Annotated in this window: 12 protein-coding genes and 2 pseudogenes; 7 read left to right on the top strand and 7 right to left on the bottom strand. The window is 55.7% G+C overall.

The annotated features are described in order from the left end of the window. Nucleotides 1-86: 86 nt before the first annotated feature. From infB to typA, 4 genes are all read left to right on the top strand, one after another. Nucleotides 87-2,984, top strand: coding sequence for a translation initiation factor IF-2 (gene infB / locus DW133_RS03950; RefSeq protein ID WP_118275342.1), 2,898 nt, complete (start codon nt 87-89; stop codon nt 2,982-2,984). A gap of 120 nt (nt 2,985-3,104) precedes the next feature. Next, a complete protein-coding gene (rbfA, locus tag DW133_RS03955; RefSeq protein ID WP_118275438.1) occupies nt 3,105-3,494 on the top strand; it encodes a 30S ribosome-binding factor RbfA in 390 nt (129 codons plus the stop codon). After that, complete coding sequence (gene truB, locus DW133_RS03960) at nt 3,494-4,429, top strand: tRNA pseudouridine(55) synthase TruB (RefSeq protein WP_118275343.1); 936 nt, start codon at nt 3,494-3,496, stop codon at nt 4,427-4,429. Before rbfA ends, truB begins: the two co-directional genes overlap by 1 nt. A 3-nt stretch (nt 4,430-4,432) precedes the next feature. Then, the gene (gene typA, locus DW133_RS03965) at nt 4,433-6,280 is read left to right on the top strand and encodes a translational GTPase TypA (protein ID WP_118275344.1); all 1,848 of its coding nucleotides are present in this window, start codon (nt 4,433-4,435) and stop codon (nt 6,278-6,280) included. A 104-nt stretch (nt 6,281-6,384) separates the two neighbouring features. Here typA and DW133_RS03970 read toward each other — a convergent pair whose 3' ends face one another. The 3 genes and pseudogenes from DW133_RS03970 to DW133_RS03980 form a co-directional block, all read right to left on the bottom strand. Then, nucleotides 6,385-7,260 (bottom strand): HAMP domain-containing sensor histidine kinase, encoded by an 876-nt coding sequence (locus DW133_RS03970; RefSeq protein WP_147408860.1) that lies wholly within the window; start codon nt 7,258-7,260, stop codon nt 6,385-6,387. After that, nucleotides 7,205-7,729 carry a hypothetical protein gene (locus DW133_RS03975; RefSeq protein WP_147408861.1) on the bottom strand — a complete coding sequence of 175 codons (525 nt, stop codon included), beginning with the start codon at nt 7,727-7,729 and terminating at the stop codon, nt 7,205-7,207. Before DW133_RS03975 ends, DW133_RS03970 begins: the two co-directional genes overlap by 56 nt. Before the next feature lie 95 nt (nt 7,730-7,824). Continuing rightward, a pseudogene (locus tag DW133_RS03980) lies at nt 7,825-8,481 on the bottom strand (response regulator transcription factor); the annotation flags it as partial. Between the two features lie 200 nt (nt 8,482-8,681). Between DW133_RS03980 and DW133_RS03985 the strand changes: the two are divergent. Both DW133_RS03985 and DW133_RS03990 read left to right on the top strand, forming a co-directional pair. Next, on the top strand, nt 8,682-10,304 hold the full coding sequence (locus tag DW133_RS03985) for a phosphoethanolamine transferase domain-containing protein (protein WP_118275347.1): 1,623 nt from the start codon (nt 8,682-8,684) through the stop codon (nt 10,302-10,304). A 15-nt stretch (nt 10,305-10,319) separates the two neighbouring features. Then, nucleotides 10,320-11,183, top strand: a pseudogene (locus DW133_RS03990) (phosphoethanolamine transferase); the annotation flags it as partial. 73 nt (nt 11,184-11,256) lie between these two features. Here the strand turns inward: DW133_RS03990 and DW133_RS03995 are convergent. From DW133_RS03995 to DW133_RS04005, 3 genes are all read right to left on the bottom strand, one after another. Continuing rightward, on the bottom strand, nt 11,257-11,511 hold the full coding sequence (locus DW133_RS03995) for a hypothetical protein (protein WP_118275349.1): 255 nt from the start codon (nt 11,509-11,511) through the stop codon (nt 11,257-11,259). 149 nt (nt 11,512-11,660) lie between these two features. Then, nucleotides 11,661-12,956, bottom strand: a complete 1,296-nt coding sequence (locus tag DW133_RS04000) for an MATE family efflux transporter (RefSeq protein WP_158571109.1) — start codon at nt 12,954-12,956, stop codon at nt 11,661-11,663. Between the two features lie 283 nt (nt 12,957-13,239). After that, nucleotides 13,240-14,025, bottom strand: coding sequence for an MBL fold metallo-hydrolase (locus DW133_RS04005; RefSeq protein ID WP_118275351.1), 786 nt, complete (start codon nt 14,023-14,025; stop codon nt 13,240-13,242). A 30-nt stretch (nt 14,026-14,055) separates the two neighbouring features. Between DW133_RS04005 and DW133_RS04010 the strand changes: the two genes are divergently transcribed. Then, nucleotides 14,056-14,559 carry a MerR family transcriptional regulator gene (locus DW133_RS04010; RefSeq protein WP_233542106.1) on the top strand — a complete coding sequence of 168 codons (504 nt, stop codon included), beginning with the start codon at nt 14,056-14,058 and terminating at the stop codon, nt 14,557-14,559. Here DW133_RS04010 and DW133_RS04015 read toward each other — a convergent pair. After that, complete coding sequence (locus tag DW133_RS04015) at nt 14,546-16,432, bottom strand: heavy metal translocating P-type ATPase (protein WP_118275353.1); 1,887 nt, start codon at nt 16,430-16,432, stop codon at nt 14,546-14,548. The two genes, DW133_RS04010 and DW133_RS04015, sit on opposite strands and share 14 nt — an antisense overlap. Nucleotides 16,433-16,484: the final 52 nt, after the last annotated feature.

Below are 16,484 nucleotides of genomic sequence, written 5' to 3' on the forward strand. Positions count from 1 at the left end.
GAAGCCGTTCGCGAAACGAGCAGCGGGAATAAATTCCATCCCTCGGGGGAAGGCGCTCGCAAGCGGCGGCAGGAGAGATAAAACACATGGCAAACAATACTGTTAATGAATTTGCCCGCGAACTGAAGGTTTCGGCTGACACGCTTCTGTCCCAGCTTAAGGCTGCAGGCGTTCAAGTGAAGACTGTCAACGACGAAATCAGCGACGCCGACAAGCGTCAGCTTCTCGACAGTCTGCGTCAGGAACGCGTGGCCGCTCCCCGCAAGATCACCGTGACGCGTCGCGAAACGAGCACCATTCGTCAGAACGACGGTCAGGGCGGAGCCCGCACGATTGAGGTCGAAGTGCGTCGCCGTCGCGTGTTTGTGAAGAACCGCGCCGCCGAAGCGATGCGTGCCGAAATCGAAGCGCAGGCCAAGGCTCAACTCGATCGCGAACTCAAGGAAAAGCAGGAGGCTGAAGCCGCCGAGGCCGCCAAGCGCGAAGCCGAAGCAAAGCTCGCTGCCGAAGAAGCAGCCAAGAAGGCTGCTGAGGAAGCCGCTGCTAAGAAGGCGGCCGAAGAAAAGGCCGCTGCCGAAAAGGCTGCCGCTGAAAAGGCCGCGGCGGAAGCCGCCGCTCGTCAGGCCGAAGCCGACAAGCTTGCTGCCGAAAAGGCCGCCGCTGAAAAGGCTGCTGCCGAGAAGGCCCGTCAGGCTCAGGCTGAGGCAGAAAAGAAGGCTCAGCGCGAAGCTGAAGCTGCCAAGAAAGCGGCTGCTGAAAAGGCTGCTGCCGAAAAAGCTGCCGCCGAGAAGGCCGAACTCGAAGCTCGCCGTCAGGAAGCCCGTCGCAAGGCTCAGGAAGAAGCCGAAGCCATCCGCGCGATGCTTGCCAAGCCTAAGACCGTTCTCAAGGCCAAGGCTGACCGCGGTGACAAGACTGACCGCAATGAAGAGGCTAAGAAGGCTCAGCCGCAGAATGCGCAGCAAAAGCCCGCTCAGAAGAACCAGAAGGCTGAGAAGCCCGCTGCCAACAAGCCCGAAAAGAACGAAGGCAAGGCAAACGGCAAGGGCCGTAAGCAGGCTGCCAAGGGCAACGATCGCTGGGGCGACGAAGACCGCGGCGGACGTCGCGGCGGCATGAAGACCCGCGGTGCGGTTGACAGCGACGAGTCGAGCGGCTGGCACAGCCGCGGTCGCAAGAGCCACAAGCACGAACAGCGTCAGGTTCAGATGCCGACCGAGCCCGTGGTGCGTGAAGTGACCGTTCCCGAAACGATCTCGGTGGCCGATCTGGCTCACAAGATGAGCGTGAAGGCGACCGAAGTCATCAAGACCCTCATGAAGATGGGCCAGATGGTGACGATCAACCAGATGCTCGACCAGGAAACGGCGATGATCATCGTCGAGGAAATGGGCCACAAGGCACTTGCCGCCAAGGCCGACGATCCGGAATCGTTGCTGGGCGAACTCGAAAGCAACCTGGAACAGTATCCGGAAGTGCCGCGTCCGCCGGTCGTGACCATCATGGGTCACGTTGACCACGGTAAGACATCGTTGCTTGACTACATCCGTCGTGCCAAGGTGGCTGCAGGCGAAGCCGGCGGCATTACCCAGCACATCGGTGCCTACCACGTCAAGACCCCGCGCGGCATCGTGACCTTCCTCGACACTCCGGGCCACGAAGCCTTTACGGCCATGCGTGCCCGCGGTGCTCAGGCAACCGACATCGTGATTCTGGTGGTGGCCGCCGACGACGGCGTGATGCCCCAGACCAAGGAAGCCATTGCGCACGCTCGTGCCGCCGGTGTTCCGCTTGTGGTGGCGATCAACAAGATCGACAAGCCCGAAGCCAACATTGAACGCGTCAAGGGCGAACTCGTGCAAAACGAAGTGCTGCCGGAAGAATACGGCGGCGACGTGCCGTTCTGCCCGGTGTCCGCCAAGACCGGCAAGGGCGTCGACGACCTCCTTGAAAACGTGCTGCTGCAGGCCGAAATGCTCGAACTCAAGGCCGCCGACAAGGGCCCTGCCAAGGGTCTCGTGATCGAAAGCCGACTCGACAAGGGCCGCGGTCCTGTGGCTTCCATTCTGGTTCAGTCCGGTTTGCTGCAAAAGGGCGACATCGTTCTGGCCGGCCAGTGCTTCGGCCGTGTGCGCGCGATGATCAACGAATTGGGCAGCCAGGTCACCTCGGCCGGTCCTTCCATCCCGGTGGAAATCCAGGGTCTGTCCGACGTGCCGTCCGCCGGCGACGAACTGCTTGTGGTGCCCGACGAACGCAAGGCCCGTGAAGTGGCTCTCTTCCGTCAGGGCAAGTACCGCGAAGTCAAGCTCGCCCGTCAGCAGGCTCAGAAGCTCGAAAACATGTTTGCCGATGTGGGCCAGGGCGAAGTCAAGACCCTTCCGCTCATCATCAAGGCCGACGTGCAGGGTTCGACCGAAGCTCTGGTGCATGCTCTCACGAAGCTCTCCACGGAAGAAGTGCGCGTTCAGGTCGTGCACAGCGCCGTGGGCGGCATTACGGAAACCGACGTCAACCTGGCTGCGGCTTCCAAGGCGGTCATCATCGGCTTCAACGTGCGTGCCGATCAGCAGGCCCGCAAGCTTGCCGAGCAGGAAGACGTGGACATTCGCTACTACAACATCATTTACGATGCCGTCGACGAAGTCCGTGCAGCCATGAGCGGCATGCTCTCGCCCGAGAAGAAGGAAACGGCGCTCGGTCTGCTGGAAATCCGTCAGGTCATCCGTGTGCCCAAGGTCGGTCTCATTGCCGGCTGCCGCGTGCTCGAAGGTGTGGTTCGCCGCAATGCCAGCGCTCGACTCCTGCGCGACAACGTGGTGATCTGGACCGGCGAACTCGCCAGTCTGAAGCACTTCAAGGACGACGTTCGCGAAGTTCAGGCCGGCAGCGAATGCGGTCTGAGCCTCAAGGGCTATGACGACATCAAGGTCAACGACCAGCTCGAAATCTTCGAGGTGACGGAAGTCGCTCGTACGCTCTAACGGAGAATCGGCTCAGGGGGCCCTATAACGACGCCCGAGCCCTCGCAAACACTCAAACAGCAAACGCCTCCGGCAGCGATGTCGGCGGCGTTTGTGAAGTTAAAAAAGGACGAAATTTTTATGCAAAAAGCCAAGCCCGGCCGCGGCCAACGTGTCGCCGAGCAGATCGCCCGAGACCTCGCGGAGATCATTCCGCTGGAGGTGCGCGACCCCCGTGTGGGTCTGGTGACGATCACCGGCTGCGAAATCACGCCCGACTACGCTCATGCCCGTGTTTTTTTCACGGTGATCGGTTCCGATCCTGTTCAGTGCACGGCAGGCCTTACGGCCGCCGCCGGCATGCTGCGCAACAAGATTTTCAAGAAGCTTCGCATTCACACTGTTCCGACGTTGCACTTTGTGCACGATACGAGCGTGGAGCGCGGTTTTGAAATGGATCGCGTCATCAACGAGGCGATGCGTCAGACGCGCGTCGCCGAAAGCGACACGAGTAAAGAGGAAGCCGAGTAATGGGCAAGAAGGGCGACGCAGTCGACGGCGTGCTGTTGCTGGATAAGCCCGAGGGCATGAGCTCTAACTGGGCTCTGCAGCTCTCGCGCCGCTTGATCAATGCGCAGAAAGCCGGCCATACCGGCACCCTTGATCCCTTTGCGACAGGGCTTTTGCCCCTGGCTTTCGGCAACGCAACCAAGTATTCGGCCGATCTTTTGCATGCCGATAAGCGCTATGAAGCGGTGCTTCGCTTCGGCGCGCGCACCGATACGATGGATAAGACCGGTGAGGTGACGGAAACGTCTGACATGCGTCCGACGCGCCAAGCGCTTGAAGCGCTTTTGCCGGAATTTACCGGCCAGATCGAACAGGTGCCGCCGATGTACTCGGCCATCAAACGCGACGGCAAAAATCTGTATGATCTTGCGCGACGCGGCATTGAAGTTGAGCGCCATCCGAGAAAGGTCCATGTGCACCATCTCGAACTGATGGAGTTTGACAGCGAGACGGCCAAAATCGATGTCCGGGTGAGTAAAGGAACCTACATCCGTGTGCTGGCTGACGACATCGGTCGTAAACTTGGGTGCTTTGCCCATTTGGAAAGTCTGCGGCGCACCGAAGTCGGAGACTTGAAGATTGCCGACGCGATCCCCTTTGCGGTGATCGACGACAAAGAAAAAACGGTTCAAGAGCGCCGTGCCCTTCTCAAGGGAGCGGATTTTCTGCTTCAGACGCTCGGTAGCGTCCGGCTCGATGCGGTACAGACCGAACGCTTGAGAAACGGTCAGCGGCTGCCTCTGAAAGACACGCGCCACGGCGAACTGTTGCGAGCATACGGCTCGTCGGGCGAACTATTGGGAACGGTGAAGGTGGACGCAAGAGGTACTCTGCATCCTCACCGCTTGATTCGATTTGTAGTAACAGAAAACCTCGAAACGAACGGGGACGAGTAAAACATGACTAGAGCAATTCGCAACATTGCCATCATTGCGCACGTTGACCACGGCAAGACGACCATGGTCGACAAGCTTTTGCAGTGCGCGGGTACTTTCCGCAGCAACCAGCAGGTCGACGAACGCGTGATGGACAGCAACGCGCTGGAAAAGGAACGCGGCATCACGATTCTTGCTAAGAACTGCGCCGTTGAATACGAAGGCATTCACATCAACATCATCGACACCCCGGGGCACGCAGACTTCGGCGGTGAAGTCGAACGCGTTCTGTCGATGGTCGACGGCGTGCTGCTGTTGGTCGACGCCGTCGAAGGCCCGATGCCGCAAACTCGCTTTGTGACTCGCAAGGCTCTTGCCGCCGGTCTGAAGCCCATCGTCGTGATCAACAAGATCGACCGCCCGGGCGCTCGTCCGGACTGGGTGATCAATGCCACGTTCGATTTGTTTGACAAGCTCGGCGCCACGGAAGATCAGCTCGACTTCCCGGTGATTTACGCGTCCGCTTTGAACGGCTACGCGGGCCTGACCGACGACGTCGAAGAACTCCAGAAGATCGGCAACATGCGCGCCGTGTTCGACGCCGTGATCAAGTACGTGCCGGTGCGTGAAGACGATGCAGAGGCACCGCTGCAGCTGCAGATCTGCTCGCTCGACTATTCGAGCTACGTGGGTAAGATCGGTATCGGCCGCGTGCACCGCGGTACGCTCAAGGCAGGTCAGAGCGTCATGATCATGAACGGCCCGGACGACACGCCCAAGCCCGCCAAGATCAACCAGATCATGCAGTTCGAAGGCCTCGACAAGAAGATCGTTGAAAGCGCTCAGGCTGGTGACATTGTTCTCGTGAACGGCATTGAAGAACTTAACATCGGTACGACCATTACCGATCCGGCCCACCCCGAAGCATTGCCGATGCTCTCCGTGGACGAACCGACGCTCACGATGAGCTTCATGGTGAACACCTCGCCTCTGGCAGGCCGTGAAGGCAAGTTCGTGACGAGCCGCCAGATTCGTGAACGCCTGGAACGTGAATTGAAGAGCAACGTGGCCATGCGTCTGCGTCCGACTGCTGACGAAACCTGCTGGGAAGTTTGCGGCCGCGGTGAATTGCACCTTACGATTCTTCTTGAAAATATGCGCCGCGAAGGCTACGAACTCGCTGTCGGTCGTCCGCGCGTGCTCTTTAAGGAAGTCGACGGCGTCAAGCTTGAACCGTACGAACTTCTGACGGTGGACGTTGAAGAAGAACACCAGGGCGCCGTGATGGAAGAACTCGGCCGCCGTAAGGGTGATCTCACCGATATGCAGCCTGACGGCAAGGGTCGCGTGCGTCTCGAATACCGTATTCCGGCTCGTGGTCTGATCGGCTTCCAGTCGCTCTTCATGACGATGTGCCGCGGCACGGGCATCATGAGCCACGTCTACGACGAATACGGTCCGATCAAGCAGGGCGATGTGGGTGAACGCCGTTCCGGCGCCATCATCAGCCAGGACGACGGCGCTGCTGTGGCTTACGCTCTGTGGAAGATCCAGGAACGCGGCCGCCTGTTCGTGAATCCGGGCGATGCTCTCTACGAAGGCATGATCATCGGTGAACACTCCCGTGAAAACGACATCGTCGTGAACCCGATCAAGGGTAAGCAGCTCACCAACATCCGTGCTTCCGGCACCGACGAAGCCATCCGTCTGGTCCCGCCTGTGCGTCTGACGCTCGAAAGCGCCGTTGAATTCATCAACGACGACGAACTCGTGGAAATCACGCCCAAGAGCATTCGCTTGCGCAAGCGCTGGCTCAAGGAATTCGAACGCCGCCGTGCCTCCCGTGCTGAACGTGACGAAACCGCTTCCTAAAGAATTTGACGTCCGAGTGCGTTGATTCCGTGAAAAAAGCAAAGCCCCGGAACTTTCGAGAGTCTCCGGGGCTTTTTGCAGACCTCAATAAGCGACTGGACGCGTCAACCGTTTTCGGCGTTCATGTCCTTTCGCACCGGTGCGCTCCCTGTGAGCGTAACGGCAAAGACAGCGCCTGTTGCCCAACTCAGTTTCTCGCTGCGATCGGTCTGATCAAGTAGCCGGATTTGCCAGCCCATCCGTTCGCAAATGCGAAGCGCAATCGAAAGTCCCAGTCCTTCGCCGCTGCCGCGGGCGGTGGTACCGCGCGTGAAGGCCGCAAAGATGCGTTTACGATCTTCCGGCGGAATACCCGGGCCATTGTCGGCCACCATAAAGCCGTCGGGCTTTTCGATCACTTCAATGCGGCCGCCATCGGAGACGTACATCACGGCGTTTTTGACGAGATTGTTCATGACGGTTGCCAGCAGCACAGGAGAGAAATTTCCTTGGCATCGCTCGGCGGTCACAAAGCTTAGTTTCACTTGCTTTTTGGCGGCAATCGGTTTCCAAGCCTCCTCAACGACCGTAAAGAGTTCGCGAACGTTGTCGGTTGACGGGCCCTGAATGTTGCGCTCTGTGCGGGCGAGTTGCAGGAAAAGCGTTACAAGCGAGCGCATTTGACTCACAGCTCGCAGAATGCGGTCTACCTGTCGCGACTGCTGAGGGGTGAGGTCGGTCATTTCCAGAAGTTCCGATGAGGTCTCAATGACCGTCAAGGGCGTACGCAGTTCGTGGCTCACGTCGCCTGTAAAAGATTTTTCGCGTTTTAAGGCGTCGTACAGACGCCGCATCGACGAGTCGCACAGTTGCGCGAGCGCTCCGACTTCGTCGTTGGTCATGATCTCGCGTGGAATTGCTTTGTAGTGGTTGCCGCCGGCAGCGTCACGAACAGCCTCCGAAAGACGCTCGACCGGGCGCATGATGCGGCGAGACAACACGGTTCCCAAAAGTGTTGCAAAAAAAAACGACCGCAATCACCGTGATCGCGGAAAAGAGCCACATCTTCTGCTCGGTTTTCTCAAAGCTTTCCTGATCGCGCACGACCACGAGGGCGTGTCCTTGCCATTGCGATCGGAACGCAAAGACGGCAGGAGGTTCGGCCACCTCCGAATATCCTTCGGCAAGGGATCTATAGCGCTCGGGAACTGGCTCCATGCCGGAATCCGGATTGTCGCAGTAGACCTTCATCGTGAGCGGCATGCGAATGGCTCCGCCCTCGTTGAGCACTTGAATCAGGGCGTCATTTATATCGGACAGATATTCGCCGGTAAGCGTCGTTTCCGCGTACTCAAAGGCGTTTTTGACCGCCAGGGCGCTGACGATCGCCATGCAGGAAATCAGCAAAACGAAGGCGTAGGCGATACGACGCTTGAGCCCGACTGGGTTGGCGTTGCTCGTGAGAAACATTGCGAAACCTCAGGGGGAAGGGGGTGCGGGGAATTTTGGGCTTCGCTCTTTGCTTCGGGTTCGATTTCAGTTTTGACTTCGGGCGCTTCGGTCGACCAGCCGAAGCCCTGATGCGTGTGCAGCAGAGCGCCTTCGTTTTCAAACGGTTTATCTATGGCCTGTCTCAACAGATAAAGGTTTGCACGTAAGCTGTCAGACATGGGCTGATCGTTGGGCCAGATTTCGAGTTCGAGTTGTGCGCGGCTCACGATAGCGGGGCTTCTTGACATCAGGCTGCGCAAAATCTTCAGGCACGTCGGATTGAGCTTGATGGGGATCTGATTGCGGGTGACCTTGAGCGTGCGCAGATTCATCGTAAGCGGCCCCACCGTGAGCGTGCTGTTGGTAGCGCCGAGCGTGCGGCGCAGAAGTGTTTCGACGCGTGCGGCAAGCTCTCGCAGAGCAAAAGGCTTGACCAAGTAGTCGTCGGCACCTGCCATCAATCCGTCAACGCGATCGTCAATGGCATCGCGGGCGGTGAGCATCAGAATCGGCAGCGTTTTGCCTTCGCTGCGCAGGCGACGACACAGCGTCATGCCATCCATGCCGGGCAGGCCGACATCGAGAATCATCAAGTCGTTGTCGCTGCGATGCACTCGCTCCCAGGCATCTGCCGAGGTAAGGCTGCACTCCACGATCCATCCTTTCATTTCCAAATATTCGGCAACATTGGCAAGGATGTCGGAGTTGTCATCAACAACCAGAATTTTGATGGACATGGGAAGGTACCTTCGAGTGGTTTTGTTGCGGGAAGTTTAGAGACATCGCGTTTTTTTCACGCGGAAATCTCGCCTCTTCTTGCGTTGCGTCACGGTCTTTGACGCCCATTTGACAGACGATTGACAGGCTTTTGTCGGTCGATTGAAAAAATGGTTCGCATCTCAAAAGTGCCGTTGTTTTCAACGCTTGCATCATGACCGACACCACTTCCGCAGTTCTTACCTTTGATTGCCAGCCTCAGACTTCAACAGTTCATGCCGTCGCCGCACCGCGTCGCTTTGAGCTCGTTCGACCGTATTCGCTGTTGTTGTGGTTTGCGCTGCCATTGCTCGGTTTTGCCAGGCTGTGGTTTCTGCCGCCGCATTCACTTGACATCGCTATCTCAGAGGTCTTTTTCAGTGACGGTGTCTGGTGGGGAAGGACGCAATGGTGGGTGGAACCGCTGTTACATCAGGCACCGAAATATCTCTCGATTCTGATTGCGATTTGTGCGGCGGGTAAGCTCTCGCGCCTGTGGGCGAAAACATCGTCTTCGCGCGTGGCAAGAGAAGAGGCGAGACCCGAGATGCTGCGGCTCATGTATCTGCTCGTTTCGATGCTCGCCTGCGTGCTTGCAATCTATTTTCTGAAGATTTCCACGGGGATCTCATGCCCGGCCAAGACGGTTGAGTTCGGCGGCGTCAATGAAATCAAGACGGTAGCTTCTGCGTTTGTCCTGGGAAGCATTCCCGGCAACTGTTGGCCGAGCGGGGCGGCCGGAAGCGGTTTTTGCCTGTTCGGTCTTTATTTCTATTTCAGAGATAAGTCCGTCAAGGCTGCGCGTCTGGCTTTCGGTCTCGTTCTTTTGTCGGGAACGATTGCGGGATTCGGTCGCATGACCGACGGCATGCACTTTGCTTCTCACGTGCTCGCTTCCTTCTTTGTGGATTGGATGCTTGCAGCATCGATCTACCTTCTGTTCTTTAGCCGCGGCCACCTGATCGAAAGGTTTTGGATCGAACTCAAGGGGCGTATTGCCGATACCACCGAGACGGGACGACTAAAGCCCGATCGTCCGCTCGTGAGCCAAACGACTTGCATTGTCTTTACGGCGATCTGGTGGACGCTCGTATACGACAGTCCCATGTACGCACGGTTGGTGAGTTTGCCCGAGGTGCTGACGTGGACCAAGGTGAGTCTTTTCATCGGCTCGGCCATGGCCTTCGGGTTGCTTGCCGTGGCGTTGCTTGAAATGTTTTCTTGGCTGCCGGCCAAGGTGTTTCGTGCGGTACTCGTGGTGTTGTCCGCCGTCGGCGCCGTCGGTTTTGCGGGCGCTTATCTTTACGGCATCGCCTATACGCCCGACATGGTTCGCAATTTCTTGGCAACCGATACGCATGAGGCTCTGGGATATCTGAGCCCGCGTACTCTTTCCGTCTTTTTCTGTTCGTGGGCGCCTTTGCTCTGGATCTCTTTGAGTTTTGTCCCCAAGGCTCGAGCCCGTGTCTCGGTTGCCGGTCTTTTTACTCGTCAAATGCTCTGGCGCGCGGCCAAACGCGTCGGTCTCGTGGCCGTCCTCATTGCTGCGGCGCTCGGCATGGTGCTTTTGAACTTCCAAGCCCTCTCCGGAGCGATGCGTGCCGACAAGTCGCTTCGCTATCAGATCGTGCCGGCGATTATGGTCTACTCGCTTGTGAGAACGCTCACGGCTGACGCGAGTCCCGACGGTCCCCGCGTGCGTCTGGTGATCGATCCTAATCCGCAGCGCATGGTCAAGCCCGAACGTCCGACGCTCTTTGTGGTCGTTGTGGGTGAAACAACGCGTTCGGCCAATTGACAGCTTGCCGGTTACAACCGCGAAACCAATCCGGAGCTTTCCAAGCGCGACATCATCAACTTCCCGTTGGTGCAGGCTTGCGGCACGTCCACCGACGTTTCCCTGCCTTGCATGATGAGCCGCATCGGCCGCAGCGACTACAACCGCGACAGGATTCTGAGCGAAGAAGCACTGCCTGACGTCCTGCAGCGAGCGGGCTTCAACGTTCTTTGGGTGGACAATCAATCCGGCTGCAAGGGTGTTTGTGCCGGTGTGCCGTCCAGGGGCCCTGCAGAGGCGCTCAAAAAGAGCAGTGCGGCCTGCGCCGACGGAAAGTGTTTTGACGGCGTTTTGGCCGACGAAGTGCAGACGGCTTTGGACGGCTTGTCAAAAGGTCAGTCGCAGGTGCTCTTCCTTCACATGATGGGGTCGCACGGACCGGCCTATCATCTGCGCAGCCCCAAGGATCAGAAGAAGTGGCTGCCGGAGTGCACGGCCAACGATTTGGGCAGTTGCTCGGAAGAAGAGCTTGACAACGCCTATGACAATTCCGTGCGCTACACCGATAAGGTTCTTGCCGACATTATTGATACGCTCAAAGGTGCTTCCGGCATGAACACCGCGATGCTGTACGTATCGGACCACGGCGAGAGTCTGGGAGAAAAGGGACTTTATCTTCACGGAGCGCCCTATTGGATGTCGCCCGACGAGCAGGTGCAGGTGCCGATGGTGATGTGGATGTCGGATAACTTCGCTCAGGACTACAAGGTGGATCGTGAGAAACTTGCCGCGACGGCAAAGGGTAAAGTTACGCACGAAAGCCTCTATCACACCGTGCTCGGCCTGCTTCAGGTTTCGAGCACAACCAAGGCTGATCGTTTCGATCTAACCAAACGCTAAAAATTCGGTTGAGGAGACCGCGGACGCTTCGTTGCAGTAGAGGCCGTAAAGCCCCTGACTTCAGGGGAGGACGTCAAAGCAAGCCTTTTTCGTACTTCTCGGCCAATTGAGCCAGGAACTGTTCGCAATCGGCTCGCTCGGCGGAGCGCTTGCGGTATTTCACGCCGTTGTAGGTGACTTCGGCGCGATAGGAGTTGTGACGCCGCGTTTTGAATTTCGTGACGCCTTTCTTGCTGGTGTCAAGGTAAATCGTGCCCTTGGTCGGCTTGGGCATTTCTTCAAAAAAGAAGAATGTCAGCTGTTCGGGTTTTTCGCGGTTGGCAGTCATCTTTCAATTTTCCAGGCAAAGAAACAGGAAAAGAACCGACTTCAAAAGGCACTTTTGCCTGCGATGCAGACTCTTGCAGAATCTTATAGCCGAATATTTTTTCCGGAACGGTTTCCACAGACGAATTGTTAAACTTCTTTGTTGCCTCATCAGGTGATATTGACAACCGTCGCGGGTTGTCCGTCGTAGCCGTAGCGGCGACGGTTGCGAATCACGAGTGTTGCGCTCAATATCAGCGTGAGAAGCTCGGCAAGCGGTACGGCAAACCACAGACCGATTTCTCCGACCGCGAGTGGCAAGCATTCGATTGCCAAGACGGTGAACAAAAACGTTCTGCAAAACGACACGATCGCCGCGCGTTTCCCGTCGCCCATGGCCGTGAAGAGATAAGCGGCAAACATGTTGGGACACAGAAGCAGAAGAGACAGCGCAAAGTACCCGAAGTTGGCAAGCACGAGTTCAAACACATGCGAATCCTGCGGTGCAAAAAATCCCAGCACCGGTGCGGCAAAGAGAACCGATAACCCGTAGGCTGCAAGAGAAAAAACGGTCATGATGATTAGACTGTTGCGGAATACGCAAGCGAGTTCAGTCCAATTCTGTTCGCCGTACTTGTAGCCGAGAATCGGGGCGGTTGCTTCGCAGAAACCGTAGAAAATCGAATTGAAGACATAGGTGGAATAGGAGGCGATCGTGAGCGCAGCTACGCCGTCAACACCGAGCCAATACATGAAAGCGGCGTTGAAAAAATAAAGCGTAACGGACGAAGAGAGGCTGCCGACCATTCCCGAGACGCCGCTTGTGCAGGCTCCTTTAAGAGCCTTCCAGTCCGGGCGCGTGCAAATGATGCGAATCGGAGCTTTGCGGCAGCAAAAGAAGGCAAGTCCGGCCGCAACGGCGACAACCCATGAAATCACGGTGGCCAATGCTGCTCCGTGCATCCCCCAGCCCAGAGGACCCATGAAGAGGATGTCCAGAAAGACGTTGGTAAGCCCTGAAGCCACCGAAACGGTCAGTCCCAGCTTGGGATACCCCGAAACAGTGAAGAAGGTCTGAAAGAGCACGCTCAAAAGAAAGACCGGCATGAACGCCAGCCAGACAACCTGGTAGTCGTAGGCATATGCGTACTGCTCTTCATTGACGTGCAGGAAATCAAGCAGAAGAGGGAGCACCAGTATTCCGAGCAAACCCACCACAAGACCGAAGGCAAATTCGGCATAGATGACGGTACTCAATGCACGGTCGGCGCCTTCTGAGTCGCCCCTACCCATACGCCTCGAGACGACCGATCCGCCACCAGCCGAGAGCATGATGCCCACAGCTCCCAGGAAAATTGCAAGCGGAAAGATCATGTTGAGTGAGGCAAGCGCCACCGTTCCCATGTAGCGGCTGATCAGAACGCCGTCGGCCACCATATAACTCATGATAAAAAGGGACATGAGCATGCGCGGCAGCGTAAACCGCAGCTGCCGCGCAATTGTGAAATGTTGGCCAAGAATAGAGTTCGTCGGACGCATAGAAAAGCGCAGAATGGTCTGACCTCCGGAAGAGGTAAGTTCTCTGTCTGCTACTTTAACGAACTCTTTGGTTTGCAGCTAAAGGTGCGCTTGGATTAAGACGATAGAGCAAGGAATCAATCCCGGTTCCGGTGTGAGTCTCTCAAAATCATGTTCAAACCGATTTCAGCCAGGTTCAGATCACTGTTTTCACAAGCTGCTCAGAGTTGTCTCAAAACTCAATGGTTTGTCCGTCATTGGGGATGAACAGGCGATTCAGATTATTTTCACGGGCAAATTTTCGCAGCAAGGGGCGAGTGACTGTCGCATGCGAGACGCCTTCGACATGCGTGGCGATAACGTCAATTTCGGGAAAACGCCGCATAAGGGAACGCACGTCGTATTGATTCATGATCAACAGATGTCCAAGTGGAAATTGGGCGCCCGCGGCATTAACCGCGACGACTCCGGGCGTGTATTTTTCTATTGCGTCGACAACGTATTGGCAATAGATGGTGTCTCCGGCGAGATAAAAACGCGTTTTTTCAAGGTTACTTTCAAAAACGACGCCGGAAGCTTTTTCGCTGAAACCGCAGTCCCGGTAGCCGTCCATAGTTACAAGATTGCTTGAGCCATGATCGCAATCGGTACGAAAAAGACGAATGCCGTTGAAATCCGTACCGGAATCTGCAAGAACGCGTACGTCGGTAAAGCCCAAACCACTGAGAATCTTTGCCTCCTGAACGCTCTGAGAAAACAACGGAAGTTTTTTTGGCAGTAATTCAGCTGCAGCTTTGTCGAAATGATCAAAGTGAAGATGGGTCACAATGACGGCATCAACGTTAAACAGATCTTGAATCGGGCAAGGCAGATCGCAATCCGGATTGCCGCGACCAGTGCTGGTGGTGTCTGGGACAGCCGGATAGGTACCTTGAGCTGAGAGCATCGGATCAATCAAAAAACGCCGGTTGGCAAATGTCACGATGCTGGTGGCGCTGCGAATTTGTTGAAATTTCATGGTGTTACTCCTACAAAAGAGTTGCCGGTATTGGCAAGAGACATCATAAAATCTATAGTTACTGTAGCTTCAAGTATTGTGGAGAACGAGATGAAAATCGGTGAATTGGCGCAAAGGACGGGATGCCCTGTGACCAGAATTCGCTTTTATGAACAAAAAGGTCTATTGCCTGAACCAAGACGCAGTATGGGAGGACAGCGCAACTACTCTCAGGAAGCGGTAAAACGGTTGGAATTTATTACGACTTGTCGCGCCAACGGCATGAAGCTCGAGTGCATCGAGCGCTTTATTGAGTTTGAACAGGATCCGTCCAAGGGAACAGAGTGGCTTCTTGAACGCGTAGACGAATATTTGGAACAGGCAAAGGTGTATCGCGAGCAGCTTGACCGAGCGGAAAAGTATCTTCGACACTTACGTGAACAGTTTCCCAAATCTGTACTGGCAGAAAAGACGCACAAACACACGCGTGCCGCCAACACGAAAGAGGACACGCGTGAGACCAAGCCGCAAGATGAAGTGATCAAAGTTTTTTGACAAAGAGAGCACGAATTGCATTCAAGATAGCAAGAATCATGACTCCCACGTCAGCAAAAATTGCCATCCACATGTTGGCCAAGCCAACAGCTCCCAGCAAAAGACACAGGACCTTGATGCCGATAGCCAGCCAGATGTTTTCCTTGACAATGCGAAGACATTTACGAGAAATCTTGATACCTTTGGCAATTTTTAGAGGATCGTCATCCATGAGAACGATATCTGCAGCTTCAATGGCAGCGTCTGATCCCATGGCTCCCATCGCAATGCCGATATCGGCGCGGGACAAAACGGGAGCATCGTTGATACCATCGCCGACGAAAGCCAGTTTCCCGGAGCCGGTTCGTTGCGCCAGCAGCTTTTCAACAGCGGAAACTTTATCCGAGGGCATCAGTTCGCAGCGCACCTCGTCTATGCCCAACTGTGAAGCCACTGCTAGGGCGACACTTTTGCGGTCGCCGGTGAGCATGACCACTTTGTTGACGCCGGCTTTTCTCACAGCATCAATCGCTTTGATTGCATTGGGTTTCAGTTGATCTGCAATCACGATGTGGCCGCAATAGTTTCCGTTGACGGCAATGTGGACGATTGTGCCGATACTGCGGCAGGCGATGAACTCTATTCCGAGTTCGGTCATGAGTTTTTCATTGCCGACTGCAACTTCCTGTTCGTCGACACTGGCGACGACACCTTTACCCGCAAGTTCACGGATGTTCGTAACGCGACTCCGATCAATTGCTTTGCCGTATGCTTTCTGCAGGCTCTTGCTGATCGGATGCGAGGAGGCACTTTCGGCAAGAGCCGCCAATTCGAGGAGGCGGTTTTCATCGAGTGTGTTGTGGTGAACTGCCGTTACCTCGAAAACACCTTGCGTCAGCGTTCCTGTTTTATCCATGACAAGAGTTGAAGTCTGTGAAAGAGCTTCCAGATAATTGGAACCTTTCACAAGTATTCCTTCTTTGCTTGCTCCGCCGATGCCGGCGAAAAAAGAAAGAGGAATGCTGATCACAAGAGCGCAGGGGCAACTGATAACCAGGAACACCAAAGCGCGATATATCCAGTCATCCCATTGAGCGTCTGCTCCCATTGCAAAATGCCGCACTAGCGGAGGGACGAGAGCAAGCGCCAAAGCGCTGAAAAACACAATAGGTGTATAGATACGGGCAAAACGAGTAATGAAAGCCTCCGATTGTGATTTGCGTGAAGAGGCGTTTTCGACCAATTCCAGGATTTGAGATACTGTCGAATCTCCGAAGAGCCTGGTTGTACGCACATAAATAACGCCGGTCAAATTGATGCAGCCGCTGGTGACGTTTTCCCCCGGGGCAACGTGCTTCGGCAGACTTTCCCCCGTGAGAGCGCTGGTGTTGAGACTAGTTTCGCCGCGTATAACGATGCCGTCAATGGGAACCTTTTCACCGGGTTGCACGACAATAACGGTTCCGACCTCAACAGATTCGGGAGCGACCTGTTCAATTTTCCCGCTTCTTTCAATGTTGGCGTAATCGGGGCGAATGTCCATCAAATCGCTGATGTTTTTGCGGCTTTTGCCCACGGCATAAGCTTGAAACCATTCACCGATTTGATAAAAGAGCATCACGGCAACGGCTTCCGTGTACTCGCCGGTATCGTCGTAAAGTGCTATGGCAATGGCGCCTAAGGTAGCAACGGTCATCAGAAAATTTTCATCGAAAACACGGCCGTTTCGTATGCCTTTTGCCGCCTTGAGCAGAATGTCATAGCCGACAAGAAGATAGGGAATAAGGTAAAGCGCCAATCTCAAAGGTCCCGTGACCGGTGCAAACGCGAGACTTACGAGAAGCATTGCTGCAAGGATGATGCGTACAAGCATCTTTTTTTGCTTTGTCTTCATTTGTTGCAGAGTCCGTTGGTGATGTCTTGAGCTTAATTTGATGTAAAAATTA

This window comes from Sutterella sp. AM11-39 (genome assembly GCF_003472385.1).
Lineage (GTDB): Bacteria > Pseudomonadota > Gammaproteobacteria > Burkholderiales > Burkholderiaceae_F > Duodenibacillus > Duodenibacillus intestinigallinarum.

Bases quoted from the DNA above. Each gene is read 5' to 3' on its own strand.
- infB (WP_118275342.1), top strand. From the start codon at position 87: ATGGCAAACAATACTGTTAATGAATTTGCCCGCGAACTGAAGGTTTCG.
- rbfA (WP_118275438.1), top strand. From the start codon at position 3,105: ATGCAAAAAGCCAAGCCCGGCCGCGGCCAACGTGTCGCCGAGCAGATC.
- DW133_RS03975 (WP_147408861.1), bottom strand. From the start codon at position 7,729: ATGTTTCTCACGAGCAACGCCAACCCAGTCGGGCTCAAGCGTCGTATC.
- DW133_RS04015 (WP_118275353.1), bottom strand. From the start codon at position 16,432: ATGAAGACAAAGCAAAAAAAGATGCTTGTACGCATCATCCTTGCAGCA.
- DW133_RS03995 (WP_118275349.1), bottom strand. From the start codon at position 11,511: ATGACTGCCAACCGCGAAAAACCCGAACAGCTGACATTCTTCTTTTTT.
- DW133_RS04000 (WP_158571109.1), bottom strand. From the start codon at position 12,956: ATGCTCATGTCCCTTTTTATCATGAGTTATATGGTGGCCGACGGCGTT.
- DW133_RS04005 (WP_118275351.1), bottom strand. From the start codon at position 14,025: ATGAAATTTCAACAAATTCGCAGCGCCACCAGCATCGTGACATTTGCC.
- DW133_RS03985 (WP_118275347.1), top strand. From the start codon at position 8,682: ATGACCGACACCACTTCCGCAGTTCTTACCTTTGATTGCCAGCCTCAG.
- typA (WP_118275344.1), top strand. From the start codon at position 4,433: ATGACTAGAGCAATTCGCAACATTGCCATCATTGCGCACGTTGACCAC.
- truB (WP_118275343.1), top strand. From the start codon at position 3,494: ATGGGCAAGAAGGGCGACGCAGTCGACGGCGTGCTGTTGCTGGATAAG.